Below are 20655 nucleotides of genomic sequence, written 5' to 3'. Positions count from 1 at the left end.
CGGGTCGTCAGGGGGTGCGCTCGCGGCGCTGGGCCTTGACGGTGTACATCGCCGCGTCCGCGCGGCGCAGCAGCTCGTCGAGGGTGGCCGGCTCGACGCTCAGGGCGGTGCCGATGCTGGCGGAGACGCGGACCACGGCCCCGTCGAGGTCGAACGGGGCCCGCAGCGCGGCGTCGGCCCGAGCGGCCACCTCCGCCACGACCGCGGCGTCGCCCGTGGCCAGCATCACGACGAACTCGTCACCGCCCAGGCGCCCCAGCCCGTCCCCCGGGCGCAGCAGCGCGGCCATGCGGTCCGCGGCCAGGCGCAGCAGCAGGTCGCCGGCGGCGTGACCGTAGCGGTCGTTGATGGGCTTGAAGTGGTCCAGGTCGACGTAGACCACCGCGACCCCGCCCACCGCGTCCACCTCGGGCGCGACCGCGCCGGCGCCGTGCGGTCCCGTCCCCCGCGGTCCGGTGCCGCGGGGGGCCGCGTCGCCCGGCGGCCGGGTGAAGTGCTCCTGCAGCCCGGCGCGGTTCAGCCGCCCCGTCAGGGCGTCGTGGGTGGCGGCGTGCAGCAGCGCGTCGTGGCGGCTGCGCCGCTCGACGTCCAGGGCGGCGGTCTCGGCCTCGCGCTGGGCGGCGAGCACGGCCACGTTGCCGATCAGCAGCAGCGACAGCACCAGGGTGACCACCGAGGCCACCAGGTCCAGCGACCGGGGCAGGTGCGAGGGCGACCAGCCGAGCTGCACCGCCACCTGCAGCGCCGCGCTGAGCAGCAGCGTCATCGCCGCGCACGGCCGCCACGCCCGCGCGCCGCTCCACTGCAGGTGCACGCTGGCGACCAGGGCGGCGAAGACGGGGAAGAGGAAGGACACCCCGGTCGTGGCGATGGTGCCCGCGAACAGGACCCCGGCGATCGTGAGCCGGAGCCAGAGGCGGTTGTCCAGGCGGCCCCCGCCGATCCAGCGCTGCACCGGGTCGACGCGCAGCAGCAGGGCGGCCGGCCAGCCGAGCACCTGCGTCCACCACGGCGAGTACACCGCCTCGTCGGGCAGCACCCACCAGACCAGCCCCGACAGCGCGGCCCCGGCGACCGCGGCGCCGGCCAGACGCCGCCCCGTGGCGCGGGAACCCCTCACGGCCGGCTCGGCACGACGGCCGTGTCTCCGCCCGTCGCCGGACGCGGCGTCTCGAGCACCGCCTGCTGACACACCGCCTCCACGGGTTCGGTCCACGCCTACCCGTGGCTGGTTGCCTCCTCAACGGCATCGGCGTCGGCCGCCGTCGCCTCGATCCGGCGAACGAGTGAGCTGCTGCGCTGCGGCGGCCTGCCTGCCTGCCGGGGAGGTGCCGGGTGCGGGCAGTCGTCTCAGGAGCACCTGCCTGTGATGCGCATCTGGCGGCTACCCGACACGCCTGCGCGAATCGTCCAAGAACCTGTCTCCTCTGCGGGTGAGCGCAGCCTCCAAGAGCCGCCGGCTGCTCGTCCACGTCACTGACGTGGCGCGTGCAGCCCGTGGTCTTCTGCCGGGAAGTCCGCACGGTCGCGGCTCAGGCAGGAGTTGGCTGATCACGAGCTTCACCAGCAGCGATGGCTCACACGTGAGGCGACGTGACGGCTTCCACGCTGCCTTCGTCGGAGACGACGTAGACATCGACGTTCAGCCTCGCCCTGATCGCTTCGGGTACCCGCAGGGCGTGGGTCCGTGCCGCCTGCGGCACCACCACCGCGTACCTGACGTCCTCGCCCACCTGAGGAAGCATCCGGCGCAGCAGCTGCCCGTACATGGTGTCGACGTCCAGCCCCGGGGACGTGGTGCGTCCCTTCGCCTCCGCGTACAGGGTCTGCCCGCCCCGGGTAGCCACCACGTCGCAGAAGTCGACCTCGGTGCTGACCTGCCACCCGGCGTCCTGCAACCACGCACTGAACTGCGCGACCACCCGGGCTTCATCGCCTCTCACGAGCGCCACCGACGTGTCATCTCGATCCTCCATCGGAGTCGTCCAGCACCAGGGTCGACAGGGGCCCGTTCGGCAGCAGGATCCACCCTTCCCGCCGGGCTCGCTCCGTGTCGTGCTCAGGCGGCGAGTCGCAGCGACCCAACGCCGCAGCCCGCGCGGTCAGGGCCGCGACGACGGCGTCCAGCGCATCGTCGGAGTCCTCGCACAGCGGCCCGTGTCCGCCGAGGTCCAACCACGGCACCTGCTCGCGCACCGCAGCGACCAGCGCCTCGCGCGCCGCCCGGTTGCTCTCGCGCTTGTACTGCCGGTGCGCCAAGCCCCACCGGCCCAGGGACGCCGCCGGGTAGACCTCGGCGACGACCCCCGCTCCGGAGCGGTCCACCGGCGCCCCCGCTGCGGCGAGATCTTCGAGGATGATGGCCACCCGGATCGCGGTGAGCCCGATGCGGTCGGCTGCGACGCTCAGGGGTGAGTAGCCGGCCTGACGCACCACTCGGTCGGTCTGGCGGTAGGCCAGGCGCCGGCGCAACTCGTCGCCGCTTTCGGCGGTGGGGAGCTCGACGCGGCCGCCGGCGTGCGCGGTGATGAAGGCGATGAAGTCGTCCGGCCACCCCAGCGGGCAGTCGATCCCCACCTTCTGCGCCGTCAGTGCCGCCCCGACGATGTCGCGGTCGGTGACGTCCAGCTGCAGCCTCGTGAGCCGGGCTTCGTCGGGCCGCCACTCGATGACGGCGAGGCCCGTCTTGGCGGGCTGGGTCGCAAGGTCGCCACCCGCAGTGATCACTGAGTCAGGCTAGGGCTCCACCGCTGAACCACGCGGTCCTGCCGTCGCCGACGCTCCCGTTCGTTCCTAGGGCAGACCGTGACAGCGCCCATCAGAGCGGCCCCTACGGTGTCGATGGTCGATGTCGATCACGCGGACCGACCGGGGATCGGTGGCCAGGTCGAGCGCGCCGGCCCTGGCCCAGCCCGACCCGTGCGAGCGCAACACAGCCATCGAGCTGGCGGTGCGGTGAAACGGCCCGCCGGCGCCAGGGGCTCAGTTAGCTTGAGGCGACGGAGCGAGGTGGCTCCCGCACACAGGGGGACGACATGAGCGTGGCAACGTGGGCACGGCGCGGTGCGGCCGCAGCACTGGCAGTGGTGAGCATCGGGGCCCTGAGCGGGACTCCGGCCTGGGCCGATCACATCGGGGACGTGAACTGCTCGGACTTCACCTACCAGGAGGACGCGCAGGACCACCTCAACCGCCACCCCGGCGACCCCGACAACCTCGATGGCAACCCGGAGAACGGCGTCGCCTGCGAGTCCCTGCCGCACCGCCCCACCAGCCCGCCGCCCGCGCCGGTTCCCCCGCAGCCGTGCGTGCGCGGAGCCATCGAGGCCCGCTGGCTCTTCCTGGGCGGGGCCACCGGCGTGCTGGGGTCCTCGACCACCTGTGAGTTGGCCACGCCCAACGGCACCGCCCGCTACACCCACTTCATCAACGGCTCCATCTACTGGTCTGAGCCCACCGGCGCGCAGGACGTGCGCGGAGCCATCAAGGGTCGCTGGGCGGACATGGGCTGGGAGACCTCCTGGCTGCGCCTACCCACCACCGGTGAGAACGCCATCCGCGGCGGAGCCTTCAACCACTTCCAGGGCGGCTCCGTCTACTGGTCCCCGGCCACCGGCGCCCACGCCGTGCGTGGGCTGGTCTTCGACAAGTGGGGCGCCACCGGTTGGGAGAACGGGGTGCTGGGCTACCCGAGCACCAGCGAGACCCCGATCCGCGGCGGGGCGTTCAACCACTTCACCGGCGGCTCGATCTACTGGTCCCCGGCCACCGGCGCGCACCTGGTGCGTGGGGCCATCCGCGACGCATGGGCGGCACAGGGCTGGGAGACCGGTCGGCTGGGCTACCCCACCAGCGACGAGTACGACGTACCCGGCGGGCGGCGCAGCGACTTCCAGGGCGGCTCGATCACCTGGACACCTGCCGCTGGGGCGACCGTCTCCTACGCCGGCACTTGACGAGGTGAGGCGCGCACCGCGCAGGACACCTCGGAGGTCGAGGTCCGGACTCCGCGCACCGGCTACGCACGTGAGCTGTTCGGCACAGCGCGGATAGACGTCAACGCCAACGGGTGCGATACCCGCAACGACATCCTGCTCCGGGACCTGAGCGCCATCACGTTGGACCGCGACGGCTGCACCGTGCTGAGCGGGATCCTGGCCGATCCGTACTCCGGTCGTTCGATCGCCTTCATCCGCGAAGCGGGTACCAGTGCCGACGTGCAAATCGGCCACGTCGTCGCCCTCGCAGGGGCCGTCGTCGACCCGCCCGCAGGTGGGCGGGACCGGGCCCGCTGACGCCGCGCTCCCGGTCCCCGGGCCGGATCGCGTGCAGCGCCGCAAAGGCGGTGCCGAGATTGTGAGCCCCGCCTCGATCGCCCCGGCGCTCGCGGCCCACGACGGGGCGCTCCCGGTTCAGCCGGAGCGTTCCTCCTCGGCCAGCCGCTCGGCGAGGTCGTCGTGGTCGAGCAGGGCCGGGTCGACCTGCCCGGTGCGGTAGGCGGCGCGGCCCACCAGGTGCGCGGCGACGGGGACGGTCAGCAGCTGGAACGCGGCGATCGCGACGAGGGTGGCGACGTCGGTCTCCCGGCGCAGCTGCAACCCCACCCCGACGAGGGAGAGGACGACGCCCAGGACCTGGGGCTTCGCGGTGGTGTGCATCCGGGCGAGCACGTCGGACAGCCGCAGCAGCCCGATCGCCGCCAGCAGCGTCAGCAGGCAGCCCAGCAGCAGGCAGACCGCGGAGACGACGTCGGCGATCCCCGACCAGTCCACGGACCCGTTCACCGCTCGCCCCTCTCCTGCGGCGCTTCCTTCGCCGCGTACCGCGCCACGCTGACCGCCCCCACGAAACCCACCAGGGCGAGGACGACGATGACCGGCAGGGTCGTGGCGTGCCGGTTCGCGGCCGCCTCGACGCACAGCGCGATGACGACGACCGCGACGACGACGTCGAGGGCCACGACGCGGTCCAGCATCGTGGGTCCCTTGGCCACCCGCAGCAGCGCCAGCAGCGCCGCGACCGTCAGCATCCCCAGGCACAGCCCGACCACCACGGTCACCGGGACTCCCCTCCGCACAGGCTGTCCGAGCCGTCGGCCCGGCAGCGTTCCAGGTACTCGGCGTAGACGCGCGGGGCCGCGAAGGTCCGCATGACGCGCCGTTCGGTCAGCAGCGTCTGGCGGCGGATCCGTTCCCGGCCCTCGGCGGTGTCGACGCCCAGGGCGTGGACGTAGATCGAGCCCTGCCCCTCGTGGGCCGAGGGGGCCCCGATCTCGACGATCACCGACCCCGGCACCAGGGACACCAGCTGGGCGGTCATGGACACGAAGAGGTCCGAGCCGCTGTGCAGGGGGACCCCCACCACCGAGTTCCGCGGTTGCCGCCCGGGCCGCACCGCGAGCCACGCCACCTGGGCGCTGGCCGCGAACAGGTCCACGACGAACCGGGCGAGCAGGGCGAGGATCCGCAGCGGCCGGACCCGCACGTCGAAGCGCACCGGGGGCAGCGGCAGGACGATCGTCACGAGCAGCCCCAGCAGGGTCCCCGAGATCACGTTGGCCCACGACAGGTCGCCCCACAGCAGCAGCCACAGGACGACCAGCCAGACCAGCAGGGGCAGGCTGATCCGCTCGCGCAGGGACAGCACCTTCGCGCTCACCGGCCGACCTCCGGGACCCGGTCGTGCAGGACGGTGGACGTGTAGGGCGCGCGGTCCAGCAGGTCGCGCGCGGCGCGGTCGGCCACGCCGAACAGCGGTCCGGCGACGAACGTGATCCCGACCCCGACGGCGACGAGCGCCGCGGTCGGCACGACCATGCCCGCCGGGGTGCGGACCCCGACCTCGGTGGCGGTGGCGAGACCGCCCACGCCGTGGGCGCGGGGGTCGTCCTCGGGGTCGAGGAGGGGTTCCTGCCAGAACGCCCGGTTCCACACCTTCGCGATCGCGTAGAGCGTCAGCAGGCTCGTCAGCACCCCGCCGGCGACGAGGACGTACGCCGAGGTGGTCCCGACGTCGACGCCGGCCTGGAGCAGCCCCAGCTTGCCGAGGAAACCGGAGAACGGGGGGATCCCGGCGAGGTTCATCGCGGGCACGAAGAACAGCACCGCCAGCAGCGGGGCCCGCTTCGCCAGCGAGCCCAGCGAGTCCAGCGACGTGCTGCCGGAGTGCCGCTCCACCAGCCCGGTCACGAGGAACAGGGTGGTCTGGACGGTGATGTGGTGGGCGACGTAGAACACCGCGCCGGACAACCCGGCCGCGGTGCCCAGCGCGATCCCGAACACCATGTACCCGATGTGGCTGACGAGGGTGAAGGACAGCAGTCGCTTGACGTCGTTCTGCGCGACGGCGCCGAGGATCCCCACCACCATCGTCGCCAGCGACACCCACAGCAGCAGCGTGCTCGCCTCCCCGCCGGGGAACAGCAGCGTCTCGGTGCGGATGATCGCGTACACCCCGACCTTGGTCAGCAACCCCGCGAACACCGCGGTGACCGGGGCGGGGGCGGTGGGGTAGGAGTCCGGCAGCCACGCCGAGAGCGGGAACACCGCCGCCTTGATGCCGAACCCGACGAGCAGCAGCAGGTGCAGCACGAGGCGGACGTCGGGGTCGATCTCCTGCAGCCGAAGCGACAGCTCGGCCATGTTGACCGTGCCGGTGGCCGCGTAGACCAGGGCGATCGCGGTGAGGAACACCATCGAGGACAGCAGGCTCACGACCACGTAGGTGGTCCCCGCCCGGACCCGGGCCTTCGTCCCGCCCAGGGTCAGCAGGATGTAGCTCGCGGCGAGCAGGATCTCGAACCCCACGTACAGGTTGAACAGGTCCCCGGAGAGGAACGCGTTGGAGACGCCGGCCGAGAGCACCAGGTACGTCGGGTGGTAGATCGAGACGGGGGTGCCCTCCTCGCCGTCGGCGACGCCCTGCGCGAGGGAGTACAGCAGGACGGCGAGGGTGACGACGGAGCTCACGACGAGCATGAGGGTCGACAGCCGGTCCGCGACCAGCGGGATCCCCAGCCGCGCCGGCCAGCCGCCGACGTCGATCGAGTACGTGCCGCTCCCGCGGTCGGTCAGCACCAGCATCGTCACCGAGGCGAGGACGACGACGCTCAGCGCGCTCACGCTGATGGTGCGCTGGGCCCGCGGGCGCCGCGCCAGGGCCAGGGTCAGCCCGGCCGCGAACAGCGGCAGGACGACGGGCAGGGGGATGAGGATCCGCGCCCACTCGGTCACCGGGAAACCCCCTCGCCCTCGTCCACGCTGGTGTCGCGCGTGTCGTCGTCGTAGCTGGCGGAGGTCTCGTCGAGCTCGGCCCGCCGCACGATGCGGCGGTCCTCCACGTCGTCCTGGACCTCGTCGTGCCCGTCCACCTGCCAGCTGCGGTAGGCCAGGGCGAGGACGAACGCGACCATGCCGAGGGTGATGACGATGGCGGTCAGCACCATCGCCTGCGGCAGCGGGTCGCTCATGGTCTCCGCGGTCGCGCCGCCCTTGACGAACGGGGCGACCCCGGGCCGGCCGCTGGCGACGAGGAACAGCACGTTGATGCCGTTGCCGAGCAGCACGACCCCGACGATCACCCGGGTCAGGGTGCGTTCCAGCAGCAGCGCGACGCCGCAGGCGACGAGCACCCCGGAGACGACGACGAGCGTCAGGTTGGGACTCACGCGGAGACCTCCTCCTCGATCTGGCGGTCGATCTCGGCGCCCAGGCTGCGGATGACGTCGACGACGAGGCCGACGACCAGCAGGTAGACCCCGACGTCGAAGAACACCGACGTGACGAGCTTGACGTGGCCGAGGACGACGACGTCGAACTCGACGATCGCGGTCTGCAGGACGTCCTGGCCGATGAGGATCCCCACCAGGCCGGTGCCGGCGGACAGGAACAGGCCGCTGCCCAGCAGCCAGCCGGCGTTGACGGGCACGGCCGTGTTGAACTCGTAGCGGCCGCCGGCGAGGTAGCGCACGAGCAGGGCGAGCCCGGCGACGAGACCGCCGGCGAACCCGCCGCCGGGGGAGTTGTGCCCGGCGAACACCAGGTACAGCGACAGCACGAGGATGGCGTGGAACGTCAGCCGGGTCACCACCTCGAACACCACGGACCGGCGCTCGGGGGAGACGGTGCTGCTGGCGGGCAGCCAGTTCGCGCCGCGGCTGCGCTGCGGCGGGGCCTCGTCGGGGTCGGTGTGCGCGGCGAGGGCCCGGTCGATGGACCCCATCCGGCGGCGGAACACCAGGCTGGCGACCCCGGTGGCGGCGACGAGCAGCACCGAGATCTCGCCCATGGTGTCCCAGGCGCGGGCGTCGACGAGGGTGACGTTGACGACGTTCTTCCCCCCGCCGTACTCGTAGGCCCACCGGGGCAGGTCCAGCGACGTCGGCACCGCGACCCGCGCGCCGGAGGCGGCGAGGGCGGCGCAGGAGGTGCAGATCCCCACGGCGACCCCGATCGCGATCCGGATCCAGCGGGTCGCGACGAGGGGGCGGGAGGAGAAGAACGGGGGCAGCCGCCGCAGGGCGAGGACGAACACGACGAGGGTGATCGTCTCGGCCAGCGCCTGGGTGAGCGCGAGGTCGGGGCCGGCGTGCAGGACGAACAGCAGCGTCACGCCGTAGCCGGTGACCCCGGCGAGCATCACCGCGCGCAGCCGGCGGCGGGCGCGGACGGTGAGGACGGCGGCGGTGACCACGACGATCCCCACGAGCACCTGCCCGACGCTGTCGGCGAGCACGACGTCGTCGGGCCAGGGGCGGGTGCGGAACAGCGCCCCGCCGGGGACGAGGACGACGACGAGGAGGATGGAGGCGAGGTAGATCGGCAGCGAACCGCGCTGGGTGGCGCCGGTGACCTCGACGGCGACCCGGTCCACGGCCCGCACGCTGCGCCGGTAGGCCTGGTCGGCGGCGGGCGGGTGCGGCAGGCGGGCCTGGACGCGCTCGACCGCGGACCGCCCCGCGAACAGGGCGCCCGCGAGGCCCAGGGTCACCGCGGTCAGCAGCAGGACGGTGGTGAACCCGTGCCAGAGCGCGAGGTGCTCGGCCTCCTCCCCGGGGACCCCGTGGGTGATGAGCACGGCGGGGCGGTCCACCAGCCCGGCCAGCGGGCCGAGGAGCAGGGTGGCGGCGGCCAGCACGAGGGGCGCGGCGATGAGCGCGGCGGAGGGTCGCGGCGCGGTGGAGTCGGGGACCCCGGGTTTGCGGGCGAACGTCCCCCACGCGAACCGCGCCGAGTAGGCGGCGGTGAGGACGGACCCGAGCACCAGGACGACGAGGACCCAGGGGCGGTCGTGGAGGAACGCCTCGTAGGCGGCTTCCTTGGCGACGAACCCCAGGGTGACCGGCACCCCGGCCATCGAGGCCGCGGCGACGGTCCCGACGACGGCGAGCAGCGGCATCCGCCGGCCCAGCCCGGACAGTTCCCGCAGGTCGCGGGTCCCGGTCTGGTGGTCGACGATCCCGACGACGAGGAACAGCGCGGCCTTGAAGGTGGCGTGGGCGACGAGCAGCGCGATCCCGGCGGCCGTCGCCGCCTTGGTGCCCGCGCCGACGAGGACGATCAGGAACCCGAGCTGGCTGACGGTGCCGAAGGCCAGCAGCAGCTTCACGTCGTGCTGGCGCAGCGAGCGGTACCCGCCGACGAGCATGGTCGTGAGTCCCAGGCCGATCACGGTGACCTGCCAGGCGGGCAGGTCCGCGGCGGCGGGGGCGAAGCGGGCGACGAGGTAGACGCCGGCCTTCACCATGGCCGCGGCGTGCAGGTAGGCGCTGACGGGGGTGGGGGCGGCCATCGCGGCGGGCAGCCAGAAGTGGAAGGGGACCAGCGCCGACTTCGAGACGGCCCCGACGAGGACGAGCACCACGGCGACGGTCGCGGCGGTCCCGGTGGGGAACTCCGCCAGCAGCGCCGACAGCCGGTAGGTCCCCGCGCTCTGGCCCAGGACGATCAGCCCGACGAGCATCGCCAGCCCGCCCAGCGTCGTCACGACGAGGGCCTGGGTGGCGGCGCGGCGGGCGGCCCTCTCGTGCGAGTCGTAGCCGATGAGCAGGTAGGAGAAGACCGTCGTGAGTTCCCAGAACACGTACAGCTGCACGAGGTCGTCGGCGAGGACGAGACCGGTCATGGCGCCGGTGAACGCGGTGAGGACGGCGGCGAACCGCGCGCTCCCGGGGTTCCGCGCGGGGAAGTAGCTGCCGCAGTAGAACAGCACGAGGGCGCCCACCCCGCCGACGAGCAGCGTCAGCACCCACGACAGCGGGTCGAGGCGGAACGCCAGTTCGGCCTGCAGCGAGGGGACCCAGGGCACGACGAGCTCGGGGCCGTTCCCGGCGAGGACGGCGGGGCCCTGGACCGCGGCCCAGACGGTGGTCGCGGCCGGGACGAGGGCGAGCAGCGGGAACGCGCGCCGGTCCAGCCGCCGCACCAGGGGCACGGCGAGGACGGCGGCGACGGCGTGGACGGTGAGCAGGATCAGCACGGCCGGTCCTCACGGATCGGGGGCGGGTCGGTCCGCCCACCCTAACCCGGATTTTCGTTCTGTTCGATTCGAGACCGGGCTGTTACCGTGGGGGAGTGTCATCGACCGTCGCCCGTCACGGCGCTGAGGTCACCGTCCACCCCGGTCTGGACGGTCTGGACGACCTCGCCGGAATGCTTGCCGCGCAACCGGACAGCCCCCTGGTCCTCAAGGTCGGCCGACGCGCCGTCGCCGTGCCCGCCGAACTCGCCGCCGCGTTGCGCCAGACCGTCCTGGCCCTCTCCCACGGCGAGGCGGTGACGCTGACCCCGCACGAGGCGCTGCTCACCACCCAGGAGGCCGCGGAGGTCCTCGGCGTCAGCCGCCCCACGCTGGTGCGGCTGCTGGAGTCCGGCGCGCTGCCCTTCACCAAACCCGGCACCCACCGCCGGGTCCGCCTCGAGGACGTCCTCGCCTACGCCGAGCGCCAGCGGCACCTGCCGGCGCCGGCCCCCCGGCGCACGTGAGGCCGCGCACCGCCCGCGCGCTCGCCCTCGGGTTCGCGCTGGCCCTGCTCGCGGGCGGGACCACCGGCTGCACCACGACCCCGGACGAGGGACCGCGGTCCGACGACGCCGCCCTCGAGGCGCTGACCGTCAAGGGCCGGGCCCCGAAGACGGGGTACTCCCGCGAGGAGTTCGGCTCCGGCTGGGTCGACACCGACCGCAACGGCTGCGACACGAGGAACGACGTCCTGGCCCGCGACCTCGTCGACGTCGAGTTCGTGCCCGGGACGGGGGACTGCGTCGTGCGCAGCGGAACCCTCCACGACCCCTACAGCGGGTCGACCATCGGGTTCGAGCGCGGGCAGGGCACCAGCGGGGCCGTGCAGATCGACCACGTCGTCGCCCTCTCCGACGCCTGGCAGAAGGGCGCGCAGGCGTGGGACGAGGAGAAGCGCGTCGAGTTCGCCAACGACCCGCTGGAACTGCTCGCCGTCGACGGGCCCACCAACGGGGCCAAGGGCGACGGTGACGCCGCGACCTGGCTGCCGCCGGACACCGCCTACCGCTGCACCTACGTCCGGCGCCAGATCAGCGTGAAGGCCGAGTACGGCCTCTGGGTCACCCGGGCCGAGAAGGACGCGATGGCCCGGGTCCTGGCCGACTGCGACGAACCGGCCCCGACCGCGACCGCGACACCGAGCACCGGGGCGGCGTTCGCGGACTGCGCCGCCGCCCGCGCCGCCGGCGCGGCACCGGTCCGCACCGGCGACCCGGGCTACAGCACCGCCCTGGACGGCGACGGCGACGGCCTCGCCTGCGAGTGACGGGCCGCGGGGGCGACCCGCGCGGCCTCAGTAGCGGAAGACGCTGACGAGCCCCTGCAGCTCGCGGGCCGTGTCGTCGACCTCGGCGGCGGTCCGGGCGGTGGCGGTGGCGCTGACCGTGGTGTCGGCGGCGGAGGCGGCCATCCCCGAGACGCTGGAGGCGATCTCCTGCGAGCCGGTGGAGACCTCGGTGACGTTGCGGACCATCTCCGACGTCGTCGCGGACTGCTCCTCCACCGCCGCGGCGATGGTCGACTGCAACCCGTCGATGCGGGCGATGACCTCGCCGATGTCGGCGATGGCGGCCGCGGCGGCGACCGCGTCGGCCTGGGTGGTGCCCACCCGGCTGGTGATGGACTCGGTGGCCCGCGCGGTCTGCTGCGCGAGCTCCTTCACCTCACCGGCGACGACGGCGAAGCCCTTGCCCATCTCCCCGGCTCGGGCCGCCTCGATGGTGGCGTTCAGCGCCAGCAGGTTCGTCTGCTCGGCGATGGAGGTGATGAGCTTGACGACGTCGCCGATCTCCCGGGAGGAGGCGGACAGCCGCTCCAGCGTCGCCGACGCCTCGGCGGCGGAGGAGACCGCGGCGGCGGCCACCGAGGAGGCCTCGGCGGTGGAGGAGGCGATCTCGCGGATCGCCGAGGACATCTCGTCCCCGGCGGCGGCGACGGTCCCGATGTTGGCGGAGATCTCCTCGGTGGCCGCGGAGACGACCTTCGACTGGTCGGCGGACTGCTCCGCCCCGTCGGAGAGCTGGGTGGAGACGCGGGTGAGCTGCTCGGCGTACCCGGCCAGGCGGCCGGCGCTGCCGGTGATCTGCTGCATGGCGGTGCGGAAGCGCACGGTGGAGTGGTCCAGCGCCCGCGCCATGGAACCGATCTCGTCGCGGGTGTCGAGGTCCACGGTCGCGCTGAGGTCGCCGTCGGAGACCCGGGCGAGGACGTCGGTGACCCGGCGCAGCGGGGCGACGATGCTGCGGCGGGCGACGAGCGCGGCCCCGACCGCGACGGCGAGGCTGACCACCAGCAGCGTCAGGACGGCGAGCTGCCCCCGGCGGACGGTGGCAGCGAAGTCCTGGCCGGCGGCGAGCGCCGTGCCAGCGCGCTCGGTCTCCTCGGCGAGGACCCCCTCGTAGGCCTTGCGGGCGTCGCGGTTGGCCCCGAAGGACACGGCGACGGCCGCGTCGCGGTCGGTGGCGGCCAGCGCGTACTCCGCGCGCAGCGCCTCGAACCAGGCGTGGACGTCCTCCTCGACGCCGGCGACCACGGCGCGCTCGGCGTCGGTGCTCGCGGAGTCCCGGGCCGTGGCGATCGCGGCGTCGAAGGCCTCCTGGCGCCCGAGGCTCTCCTCGGCGTACTCCTGCTCACCGGTGATGAAGTAGCCGCGCTCGTCGGTGGCGGCCGACTTCGCGGCCAGGGCGGCCTGCTGCAGCCCGGTGATGTAGGGGACGGCGCGCCCGACCTCCTCCTGGCGCTGCGTCTGCAGGTTCTGCACCACCGAGAGGCTGAACAACCCCACGACGAGCGCCGACACGGCGACGAGCGCCGTCGCGGCCAGCAGCCGGGTGCCCACGCGGCGGTTCGCCAGCCACCGGCCGAACCCGCTGCGCGAGCCGGTCGATCCCGTCGTGCGCCCCTGCTGACCCATGCTGGTACCACGCCTCCCGTCGGCGCCGACCGGTTCGGCGCTCCGGGACCTCGATCGGCGGGGACCCGCCCCGGGACCAGGGGTGGCCGCGGTCGTTCACCGGACGTTCACCAGGGGCGTCAGGGGGTGGTCGCGGCGAGCCGGCGGCGGCGTTCCTCGACGCGGGCGACGGCGGCCCGCAGGTGCGCCGCCCGCTCCCGGTGGACGCGGGCGTTGGGGCTGTCGGGGCCGTGGCGGCGCAGCATGTCGTCCAGCCGCTCGTCCAGGGTCACGGGTCCACCCCGGGGGCCGGTGGTCTGGTCGGCCCAGGTGAGGACGTCGGCGGCGTCGCGCAGCCTCGACCCCGGGACGACGCCGGTGCCGTCCCCGTCCTCCCGGTCGCGGCGCTCGTCGTCCTCGGGACCGTCGAGGGGGAACTCGGCGAGGGCGTCGGCGAGGTCGTGGGCGGGGGCCACGAACCGGGCCCCGGAGTGGTGGGCCACCAGGGTCGGGACGGGGTGGGGCCAGCCGTGGGCGCGCAGGTGGCGGGCGCCGTCGAGGGGGTGGAAGCCGGTGACGCGCAGCGCGGGGGCGTACCCGACGTCGTGCAGCCAGGCGGCGGCCACCACGACGCTGCGCAGGGCGGGCACCAGGGTGCCGGCCCCCTCGCCGGCGCGGGCGGCGACCGCGCTGCTGTGGCGGCGGCGGGCGGGGTCGTGGGCGAGCAGGTCGAGGGCGAGGCGCTGCGCGGTCCCGGCCAGGGCCGGCACCCGGGTGCCGGCGGTGGGCGGGCGGGGGGCGGAGCGGGTCGGTACGTCGAGCACGGGCTGCACGCTAGGGGGGTCGCGCGGCGCGGGCGCGCGGACCGGCGGCCGCCGGTGGACGGAGGCCGGTCCCGGGCCCGGCCGGTTCAGCGGTCGAGGACGGCCAGCGCCGCGTCGAGGGCGCGGGGGAAGACGTCGTCGAGGACGCCGAGGCCGTGGGTGACCAGCGCCCCCTCGTGGATCAGCAGGAGGACGGGGGCGAGGTCCTGCGGCGCGGGGGCCCCGGAGCGGGCGGCGATGTCGTGGAAGAGGCCGAGCAGCCAGCGCTTCTCGTCGGAGATGACGGCGCGGGCGGGGGAGGACTCCTCCAGCTCGGGGTGGGCGTTGACCATCGCGCACCCGCGGCGGCCCTCCACCCGCGACCACTCGGCGGTGGCGGTGAACACGGCGCGCAGCCGGTCCCGGGCATCGGGCCCGGCCTCCTCCAGGCGGGTCGTCAGCAGGTCGCGCCAGCGCCGGTCCCGGGCCGCGAGGTACTCCGTGACCAGGCGCTCCTTGCTGCCGAAGCGGTCGTAGAGGGTCTTCTTGGTGACCCCGGCGCGCGCGGCGATCGCCTCGACGCCGACGGCGTGGATGCCGTGGGCGTAGAAGAGCTCCGACGCCGCGGCGAGCACGTCGAGGGCCTTGGGCGTCCAGTCGATCTTCGTCTCCACGCGCACGACCATACCGATCGGTCTACTCTCCCGTCATGGGTAAACCGATCGGTGTACTCCACCGCCCCGCCGGGCTCGCCGTCCTGAGCGCGCTGTTCGTCCTGTGCTGGTCCTCCGGGTTCGTCGGCGCCAAGCTCGGCACCCGCGACGCCGACGTCCTCACCGTCCTCGCCTGGCGGACCGTCCCCCTCGCCGCGGTGCTCCTCCTCGTCGGCTGGGTGCGCCGCACCCGCGCGGACCCCCGCCCGCCCCCGGTCCCCGCCGCGGAGCTGGCGCGCCAGGCCGGCGTCGGGGCGCTGTCGCAGTCCGGCTACCTCCTCAGCGTCTACTGGGCCGTCGGGCTCGGCGTCAGCACCGGCACCACCGCCCTCGTCGACGGCGTGCAGCCCCTCGTGGTGGCCGCGCTCGCCGGTCCGCTGCTGGGGGTGGCGGTGTCCGGGCGGCAGTGGCTGGGGCTCGCGCTCGGGCTGACCGGCGTCCTCGTCGTCACCCTCGCCGACGCCGCCTCCCCGCGCACCGACGCCCCCGGCTGGGCCTACGCCGTGCCCGCCGCCGGGATGCTCTGCCTGGTCGCGGCGACCCTGCTGGACCGCCGGGCGGGCACCCCGCCGCGCCCGCTGCGCAACCTCACCGTCCACTGCACCACCTCCGCGGTGCTCCTCGGCGGTGCGGCGCTCGCCACCGGGGCGGCCACCGTGCCCGACGACCCCCGGTTCTGGCTGGCCACGGCGTGGGCGGTCGTCCTGCCCACCTTCGGCGGGTACGGGCTGTACTGGCTGCTGCTGGACCGGGTCGGGGTCACCGCCGTCAACGGCCTGCTGTTCCTCGTGCCCCCGGTCACCACCGCCTGGGGCGCCCTGGCCTTCGGCGAACCCGTCACCGCCACCACCGCGGGCGGCCTCGCGCTCGCGCTGCTCGCCACCCGCCTCGTGGGCGGGACCCCGCTCCGGGGCGCCCGGCCCCGCGGGCGCGGGTAGCGTCCGCGCCCGTGCACTCCTACCAGCCCCGCGAGGGCCACCGCCTGGCCCACGACCCGCTGAACTCGATCGTCGCCCCCCGCCCCATCGGCTGGGTCTCGACGGCGGCGGCGGACGGGACGCTGAACCTGGCCCCGTACAGCTTCTTCAACCTCTTCAACTACAGCCCGCCCATCGTGGGCTTCTCCAGCACCGGCTGGAAGGACAGCGTCGCCAACGCCGAGGCGAGCGGCGAGTTCGTCTGGAACCTCGCCTCCGTCGCGCTGGCGGAGCCGATGAACCTCACCTCCGCGCCGGTCGGTCCCGAGGTCGACGAGTTCGCGCTCGCCGGGCTGACCCCGGCGCCCTCCCAGCTCGTCGGGCCCCCGCGGGTGGCCGAGAGCCCCGTCGCCTTCGAGTGCCGCGTCACCCGCGTCCAGCGCCTCACCGACGCCGCGCAGCGCGAGGTGGACGCCTGGCTGGTCCTCGGCGAGGTCGTCGTGGTCCACCTCGACGAGCGGGTGATCGTCGACGGGGTCTTCGACACCCTGGCCGCGGACCCGCTGCTGCGCGCGGGCGGCCCGGCCGACTACTTCACCCTCGGCGCCGAGCGCCGCCTGCGGATGCAGCGCCCCGGCGCCGACCCCGTCCCGCGCCGCTCCTGACCTCCTGCGGGCCCGGCGGGTCGCCTCCCCGGCCCCGAACCGCGTGGACCGCCCGCGGGCGGACCGGGAACCGTAGGGTCGGGGCGTGACTCCGGAGACCGGCGACCTCCCCCGGGTCCCGCCCGTGCTGCGCGCGGCGGCGTGGGCGCTGGTGGCCGTGGCGGTGCTGCTGCCCGTCGTGCTCCTCGGCGTGCACCAGCGCGTCCTCGCCGGCGCGCTCGACGTGCGGTACTTCGCCAGCTACGAGTACGACGCGCAGGGCAACGAGACGCGCACCGTCTCCCCCGACGTCGACTTCTGGGACCGGTGGAGCGTCCTGTCCGGCGCGGCCCCCGCCGACCGCGCCCTGCTCGCCGCCGCCGCCGCCTGCGTGGTCCTCGCCGGGCTGCACCTGACCACCGGGGTCCGGTGGCCGCTGCCCCGGGCCTGCCGGTGGGCCGGGGCGGGCGCCGCCGCGCTCTCCGCGCTCTCGGCCGCGGCGGTCGTCGTGGTCGACCTCGTCGCCGTGCAGCTGCCGGAGGGGGAGGGGGCGTACTTCCCCTCCTCCTCGTCGTTCCTCGACGTCGCCCCCGTCCTGGCGGCGATGGCCACCGCGCTCGTGTTCTCCGCCGTCGCCGGCGTCGTGCTGCTGGGGCCGGCGCTGCCGCCCGCCGCGGCCGCGGAGCAGGACCCCGGCCCCGCCGCGGAACCCCTCGCGGAACCCGCTGCGGAACCCCTCTCCGAACCCGACGTGGAGCCCGCTGCGGAACCCCCGGCGGCGGAACCGCTCCCGGGCTCCGCGGCGGGGTCCCCCGCGAGAACCCCCGCCGGGTCCGGGGAGGTGCCGCCGTTCCCGCGCCCCAGCGCGGAGGACTACGCGCACTACCGGAGGCCGCAGCCGTGACCCCCGCCGCCGCCCCCGGCCCGCGCGAGGACGCCGGGCTCGGTCCCGGGCCCGACCTCGAGGACGACCCCGCCGGGCGGTGGTCCTGGGTGTGGTGGGCGCTCCTGCTCGCGGCGGCGCTGCCGCTCGCCGTGTCCGTGGTGGCGGTGCAGCGCCTCGCCGGCGACGCCGGGGCGGTGGTGGAGCGGACCGGCGACGAGGACGCCCCCGTGGTGCTCGCCGACCGCTGGGCCCTGGTCCTGGTGGCCCAGCCCCCGGGCTGGCCCGCCGCGGTCAGCGCCTTCGCCCTCCTCGCCCTGGCCGCGGTCGTGGCCGCCGGGGCGCCGGGCTGGCTCATCGTCGCCCGCCGCCGCCTCCTCGTCGGCGTCACCGCGGCCGGGTGCGCGGTGTGGGCGGCGGGGACCGCGGCGCTGTCGGCGTGGTCGGTGCTGCGGGCCCCGACCGCGCGGGAGACCGCCACGGCGCAGTGGGGGTCCGTGCGCCCCTCGGTCCTCGACCACGGCGTCGAGACCGGGCTCGGCGTCCTCGCCGCCGCGGTCGCCGCCCTGGCCGTGGTCCTCTGCGTGACCACCCGCGAACCCTCGCGGGACCCGCGGTGAGCCCGAGCAACCCCGCCAGCGGCCGCGGCACCCACGAGATCCGCATCGGCGTGTGGGCCTCGGAGGAGCAGGCGCAGGACGTCGTCGAGCGGATCAGCCGGGCCCTGTGCCCCGACCCCGAGCACGACGGGCCCTGCGAGGTCCCCTGGTCGATCTCCGTGCTCGGCCCCGAGCAGGTCGACGAGGGGGAGGACGGCTACGAGGGCCTCGTGGAGCAGGCGCGGATCGAGGGCACCTACTGAGACGCGCCCCTCACGCGCCCCTCACGCGCCCACGTACGCGGCGAGGTGCTGCCCGGTGAGCGTCGAGCGGTCCGCGACGAGGTCGGCGGGGGTGCCCTCGAACACGACCCGCCCGCCGTCGTGGCCGGCGCCGGGGCCGAGGTCGATGACCCAGTCCGCGTGCGCCACGACGGCCTGGTGGTGCTCGATGACGATGACGGAGCGGCCCGAGTCCACGAGCCGGTCCAGCAACCCCAGCAGGTGCTGGACGTCGGCGAGGTGCAGACCGGCCGTGGGTTCGTCCAGGACGTAGGTCCCGCCCTTCCCGCCCAGGTGCGTGGCGAGCTTCAGCCGCTGCCGCTCCCCGCCGGACAACGTCGTCAGCGGCTGGCCGAGGGTGAGGTAGCCCAGACCCACGTCGGCCAGCCGTTCCAGGACCGCGTGCGCGGCCGGGGTGCGGGCCTCCCCGGCGGCGAAGAACTCCACGGCCTCCGCGACGGGCATCGCCAGTACCTCGGCGATGTTCCGCCCCCCGAGCAGGTGGTCCAGGACGGCGTCGTCGAAGCGGCGTCCCTCGCACTCCACGCAGGTGGTGGCCACCCCCGCCATCATCGCCAGGTCGGTGTAGATCACCCCGGCGCCGTTGCAGGCGGGGCAGGCGCCCTCGGAGTTCGCGCTGAACAGCGCGGGCTTCACCCCGTTCGCCTTCGCGAACGCCTTCCGGACCGGTTCCAGCAGGCCGGTGTACGTGGCGGGGTTGCTGCGCCGCGACCCCCGGATGGCGCCCTGGTCGATCGACACGACCCCGGCGCCGGGGGGCAGGGAACCGTGGATGAGCGAGCTCTTGCCCGAACCGGCGACGCCGGTGACGACGGTGAGGACCCCCAGGGGGACGTCCACGTCGACGTCCTTCAGGTTGTTCCGCGACGCCCCGCGGATCGGCAGCGAACCCGTCGCGGTCCGCACCGCCGGCTTCAGGCGCGCCCGGTCGTCGACGTGCCTGCCGGTGACGGTGCCGCTGGACCGCAGGCCCTCGACGTCGCCCTCGAAGCACACCGAACCCCCCGCGGGCCCGGCGCCGGGGCCGAGGTCGACGACGTGGTCGGCGATGGCGATCGTCTCGGGCTTGTGCTCGACGACGAGGACGGTGTTCCCCTTGTCCCGCAGCTGGAGCAGCAGGTCGTTCATGCGCTGGACGTCGTGCGGGTGCAGCCCCGTGGTGGGTTCGTCGAACACGTAGGTGACGTCGGTCAGCGCGGACCCCAGCTGCCGCACCATCTTCACCCGCTGCGCCTCCCCGCCCGACAGCGTCCCCGAGGGCCGTTCCAGCGACAGGTACCCCAGCCCGATCGCGGCGAACGAGTCCAGCGTCTGGCGCAGGGTCTCCAGCAGCGGCGCGACGGAGGGGTCGTCGATCCCGCGGACCCACCCGGCGAGGTCGCTGATCTGCATCCGGCACGCGTCGGCGATGGAGATCCCGCGGACCTTCGAGGACCGGGCGCCCTCGTTGAGGCGGGTCCCCTCGCACTCGGGGCACACCGCGAACGTCGCGACGCGCTCGACGAACGCCCGGACGTGCGGTTGCAGGGCGTCGACGTCCTTGGAGAGCATCGACTTCTGGATCTTCGGGATCAGGCCCTCGTAGGTGAGGTTGATGCCGTCGACCTTGATCTTCGTGGGTTCCCGGTGCAGGAGGTCGTGCAGCTCCCGCGGCGTGAACTCCCGGATCGGCTTGTCCGGGTCGAAGAACCCGCACCCGGCGAAGATGCGCCCGTACCAGCCGTCGGCGCTGTACCCGGGGACGGTCAGCGCGCCCTCGTTCAGCGACTTCGCGTCGTCGTAGAGCTGGGACAGGTCGAGGTCGGAGACGTGGCCGAGCCCCTCGCAGCGCGGGCACATCCCGCCGGTGCGGGTGAAGCTCGCCTTGACGGCCCTCGTCCTCGCGCCGCGCTCGACGGTGACCGCCCCGCTGCCGCTGACCGAGGCGACGTTGAACGAGAACGCCTGCGGGGAACCGATGCGCGGTTCCCCGAGCCGGCTGAACAGGATCCGCAGCACCGCGTTCGCGTCGGTGGCGGTGCCGACGGTGGAGCGGCTGTCGGCGCCCATGCGCTGCTGGTCGACGATGATGGCCGTCGTCAGGCCCTCCAGGACGTCGACGTCCGGGCGGGCCAGGCTCGGCATGAAACCCTGGACGAACGCGCTGTAGGTCTCGTTGATGAGGCGCTGGGACTCCGCGGCGATCGTCCCGAACACCAGCGAGCTCTTGCCCGACCCCGACACCCCGGTGAACACCGTCAGCCGGCGCTTGGGGATCTCGACGTCCACGTCGCGGAGGTTGTTCTCCCGCGCCCCGCGGACCCGGATGACGTCGTGGGCGTCCGCACCCCGCCCCGGCGAGCCGGTCGCGGGCACCTGCTGCGTGGACCTGGCCATCGTCTCC

Annotated in this window: 22 protein-coding genes; 9 read left to right on the top strand and 13 right to left on the bottom strand. The window is 74.5% G+C overall.

Annotation, left to right across the window (positions count from 1 at the left end):
• Nucleotides 1-7 precede the first annotated feature (7 nt).
• From KRAD_RS11010 to KRAD_RS11000, 3 genes are all read right to left on the bottom strand, one after another.
• Complete coding sequence (locus KRAD_RS11010; RefSeq protein ID WP_041292030.1) at nucleotides 8-1120, bottom strand: GGDEF domain-containing protein; 1113 nt, start codon at nucleotides 1118-1120, stop codon at nucleotides 8-10.
• 457 nt (nucleotides 1121-1577) lie between these two features.
• Nucleotides 1578-1922 carry a hypothetical protein gene (locus KRAD_RS11005; RefSeq protein WP_041293055.1) on the bottom strand — a complete coding sequence of 115 codons (345 nt, stop codon included), beginning with the start codon at nucleotides 1920-1922 and terminating at the stop codon, nucleotides 1578-1580.
• Nucleotides 1923-1959: 37 nt separating this feature from the next.
• Entirely contained in the window at nucleotides 1960-2727 is a 768-nt protein-coding gene (locus KRAD_RS11000; protein ID WP_012085654.1) for a DUF429 domain-containing protein, read from the bottom strand.
• Between the two features lie 308 nt (nucleotides 2728-3035).
• Between KRAD_RS11000 and KRAD_RS10995 the strand changes: the two genes are divergently transcribed.
• Together KRAD_RS10995 and KRAD_RS25990 are read left to right on the top strand one after the other, a co-directional pair.
• Complete coding sequence (locus KRAD_RS10995; RefSeq protein ID WP_012085653.1) at nucleotides 3036-3956, top strand: LGFP repeat-containing protein; 921 nt, start codon at nucleotides 3036-3038, stop codon at nucleotides 3954-3956.
• Between the two features lie 183 nt (nucleotides 3957-4139).
• On the top strand, nucleotides 4140-4295 hold the full coding sequence (locus KRAD_RS25990; RefSeq protein WP_157873569.1) for a hypothetical protein: 156 nt from the start codon (nucleotides 4140-4142) through the stop codon (nucleotides 4293-4295).
• Between the two features lie 117 nt (nucleotides 4296-4412).
• On the opposite strand, the gene mnhG is transcribed toward KRAD_RS25990, so the two are convergent.
• From mnhG to KRAD_RS10960, 6 genes are read right to left on the bottom strand one after another with little or no spacing between them, the layout of a single operon-like run.
• Nucleotides 4413-4784, bottom strand: coding sequence for a monovalent cation/H(+) antiporter subunit G (mnhG, locus tag KRAD_RS10985; RefSeq protein ID WP_012085652.1), 372 nt, complete (start codon nucleotides 4782-4784; stop codon nucleotides 4413-4415).
• Nucleotides 4781-5059, bottom strand: coding sequence for an MrpF/PhaF family protein (locus KRAD_RS10980; protein WP_012085651.1), 279 nt, complete (start codon nucleotides 5057-5059; stop codon nucleotides 4781-4783). Before KRAD_RS10980 ends, mnhG begins: the two co-directional genes overlap by 4 nt.
• The gene (locus KRAD_RS10975; RefSeq protein ID WP_012085650.1) at nucleotides 5056-5658 is read right to left on the bottom strand and encodes a Na+/H+ antiporter subunit E; all 603 of its coding nucleotides are present in this window, start codon (nucleotides 5656-5658) and stop codon (nucleotides 5056-5058) included. The genes KRAD_RS10980 and KRAD_RS10975 overlap by 4 nt, the downstream gene beginning before the upstream one ends.
• On the bottom strand, nucleotides 5655-7232 hold the full coding sequence (locus KRAD_RS10970) for a Na+/H+ antiporter subunit D (RefSeq protein WP_012085649.1): 1578 nt from the start codon (nucleotides 7230-7232) through the stop codon (nucleotides 5655-5657). Before KRAD_RS10970 ends, KRAD_RS10975 begins: the two co-directional genes overlap by 4 nt.
• Complete coding sequence (locus KRAD_RS10965) at nucleotides 7229-7666, bottom strand: Na(+)/H(+) antiporter subunit C (protein WP_012085648.1); 438 nt, start codon at nucleotides 7664-7666, stop codon at nucleotides 7229-7231. The genes KRAD_RS10970 and KRAD_RS10965 overlap by 4 nt, the downstream gene beginning before the upstream one ends.
• The gene (locus tag KRAD_RS10960) at nucleotides 7663-10476 is read right to left on the bottom strand and encodes a Na+/H+ antiporter subunit A (protein ID WP_012085647.1); all 2814 of its coding nucleotides are present in this window, start codon (nucleotides 10474-10476) and stop codon (nucleotides 7663-7665) included. Before KRAD_RS10960 ends, KRAD_RS10965 begins: the two co-directional genes overlap by 4 nt.
• A gap of 95 nt (nucleotides 10477-10571) precedes the next feature.
• On the opposite strand from KRAD_RS10960, the gene KRAD_RS10955 reads away from it, so the two are divergent.
• Nucleotides 10572-10982, top strand: coding sequence for a helix-turn-helix domain-containing protein (locus KRAD_RS10955; protein WP_012085646.1), 411 nt, complete (start codon nucleotides 10572-10574; stop codon nucleotides 10980-10982).
• Entirely contained in the window at nucleotides 10979-11785 is an 807-nt protein-coding gene (locus tag KRAD_RS10950; RefSeq protein ID WP_012085645.1) for a GmrSD restriction endonuclease domain-containing protein, read from the top strand. The genes KRAD_RS10955 and KRAD_RS10950 overlap by 4 nt, the downstream gene beginning before the upstream one ends.
• A gap of 27 nt (nucleotides 11786-11812) precedes the next feature.
• Here KRAD_RS10950 and KRAD_RS10945 read toward each other — a convergent pair whose 3' ends face one another.
• From KRAD_RS10945 to KRAD_RS10935, 3 genes are all read right to left on the bottom strand, one after another.
• Nucleotides 11813-13432 (bottom strand): methyl-accepting chemotaxis protein, encoded by a 1620-nt coding sequence (locus KRAD_RS10945; RefSeq protein WP_012085644.1) that lies wholly within the window; start codon nucleotides 13430-13432, stop codon nucleotides 11813-11815.
• Between the two features lie 119 nt (nucleotides 13433-13551).
• On the bottom strand, nucleotides 13552-14235 hold the full coding sequence (locus KRAD_RS10940) for an HD domain-containing protein (RefSeq protein WP_203417554.1): 684 nt from the start codon (nucleotides 14233-14235) through the stop codon (nucleotides 13552-13554).
• Between the two features lie 86 nt (nucleotides 14236-14321).
• Nucleotides 14322-14888 (bottom strand): TetR/AcrR family transcriptional regulator, encoded by a 567-nt coding sequence (locus tag KRAD_RS10935; protein WP_238985739.1) that lies wholly within the window; start codon nucleotides 14886-14888, stop codon nucleotides 14322-14324.
• Between the two features lie 35 nt (nucleotides 14889-14923).
• On the opposite strand from KRAD_RS10935, the gene KRAD_RS10930 reads away from it, so the two are divergent.
• From KRAD_RS10930 to KRAD_RS10910, 5 genes are all read left to right on the top strand, one after another.
• Entirely contained in the window at nucleotides 14924-15865 is a 942-nt protein-coding gene (locus KRAD_RS10930; protein ID WP_012085641.1) for a DMT family transporter, read from the top strand.
• Nucleotides 15866-15876: 11 nt separating this feature from the next.
• A complete protein-coding gene (locus tag KRAD_RS10925) occupies nucleotides 15877-16509 on the top strand; it encodes a flavin reductase family protein (protein WP_012085640.1) in 633 nt (210 codons plus the stop codon).
• Nucleotides 16510-16594: 85 nt separating this feature from the next.
• Nucleotides 16595-17392, top strand: a complete 798-nt coding sequence (locus KRAD_RS10920; RefSeq protein ID WP_012085639.1) for a hypothetical protein — start codon at nucleotides 16595-16597, stop codon at nucleotides 17390-17392.
• Nucleotides 17389-17991: a hypothetical protein gene (locus KRAD_RS10915; RefSeq protein WP_012085638.1), complete on the top strand. Its 603-nt coding sequence runs from the start codon at nucleotides 17389-17391 to the stop codon at nucleotides 17989-17991. Before KRAD_RS10920 ends, KRAD_RS10915 begins: the two co-directional genes overlap by 4 nt.
• The gene (locus KRAD_RS10910) at nucleotides 17988-18233 is read left to right on the top strand and encodes a hypothetical protein (RefSeq protein WP_012085637.1); all 246 of its coding nucleotides are present in this window, start codon (nucleotides 17988-17990) and stop codon (nucleotides 18231-18233) included. Before KRAD_RS10915 ends, KRAD_RS10910 begins: the two co-directional genes overlap by 4 nt.
• A 21-nt stretch (nucleotides 18234-18254) precedes the next feature.
• Here the strand turns inward: KRAD_RS10910 and KRAD_RS10905 are convergent, their stop codons facing one another.
• Nucleotides 18255-20648, bottom strand: a complete 2394-nt coding sequence (locus KRAD_RS10905) for an ATP-binding cassette domain-containing protein (RefSeq protein WP_012085635.1) — start codon at nucleotides 20646-20648, stop codon at nucleotides 18255-18257.
• Nucleotides 20649-20655: the final 7 nt, after the last annotated feature.

Source organism: Kineococcus radiotolerans SRS30216 = ATCC BAA-149 (genome assembly GCF_000017305.1).
In the GTDB taxonomy this organism is placed as follows: Bacteria; Actinomycetota; Actinomycetes; order Actinomycetales; family Kineococcaceae; genus Kineococcus; species Kineococcus radiotolerans.
Note: the sequence above shows the minus strand (reverse complement) of the source record. Positions and strands in the feature narration are given on the sequence as shown.

Bases quoted from the DNA above. Each gene is read 5' to 3' on its own strand.
- KRAD_RS10995 (WP_012085653.1), top strand. From the start codon at position 3,036: ATGAGCGTGGCAACGTGGGCACGGCGCGGTGCGGCCGCAGCACTGGCA.
- KRAD_RS10945 (WP_012085644.1), bottom strand. From the start codon at position 13,432: ATGGGTCAGCAGGGGCGCACGACGGGATCGACCGGCTCGCGCAGCGGG.
- KRAD_RS10930 (WP_012085641.1), top strand. From the start codon at position 14,924: ATGGGTAAACCGATCGGTGTACTCCACCGCCCCGCCGGGCTCGCCGTC.
- KRAD_RS10905 (WP_012085635.1), bottom strand. From the start codon at position 20,648: ATGGCCAGGTCCACGCAGCAGGTGCCCGCGACCGGCTCGCCGGGGCGG.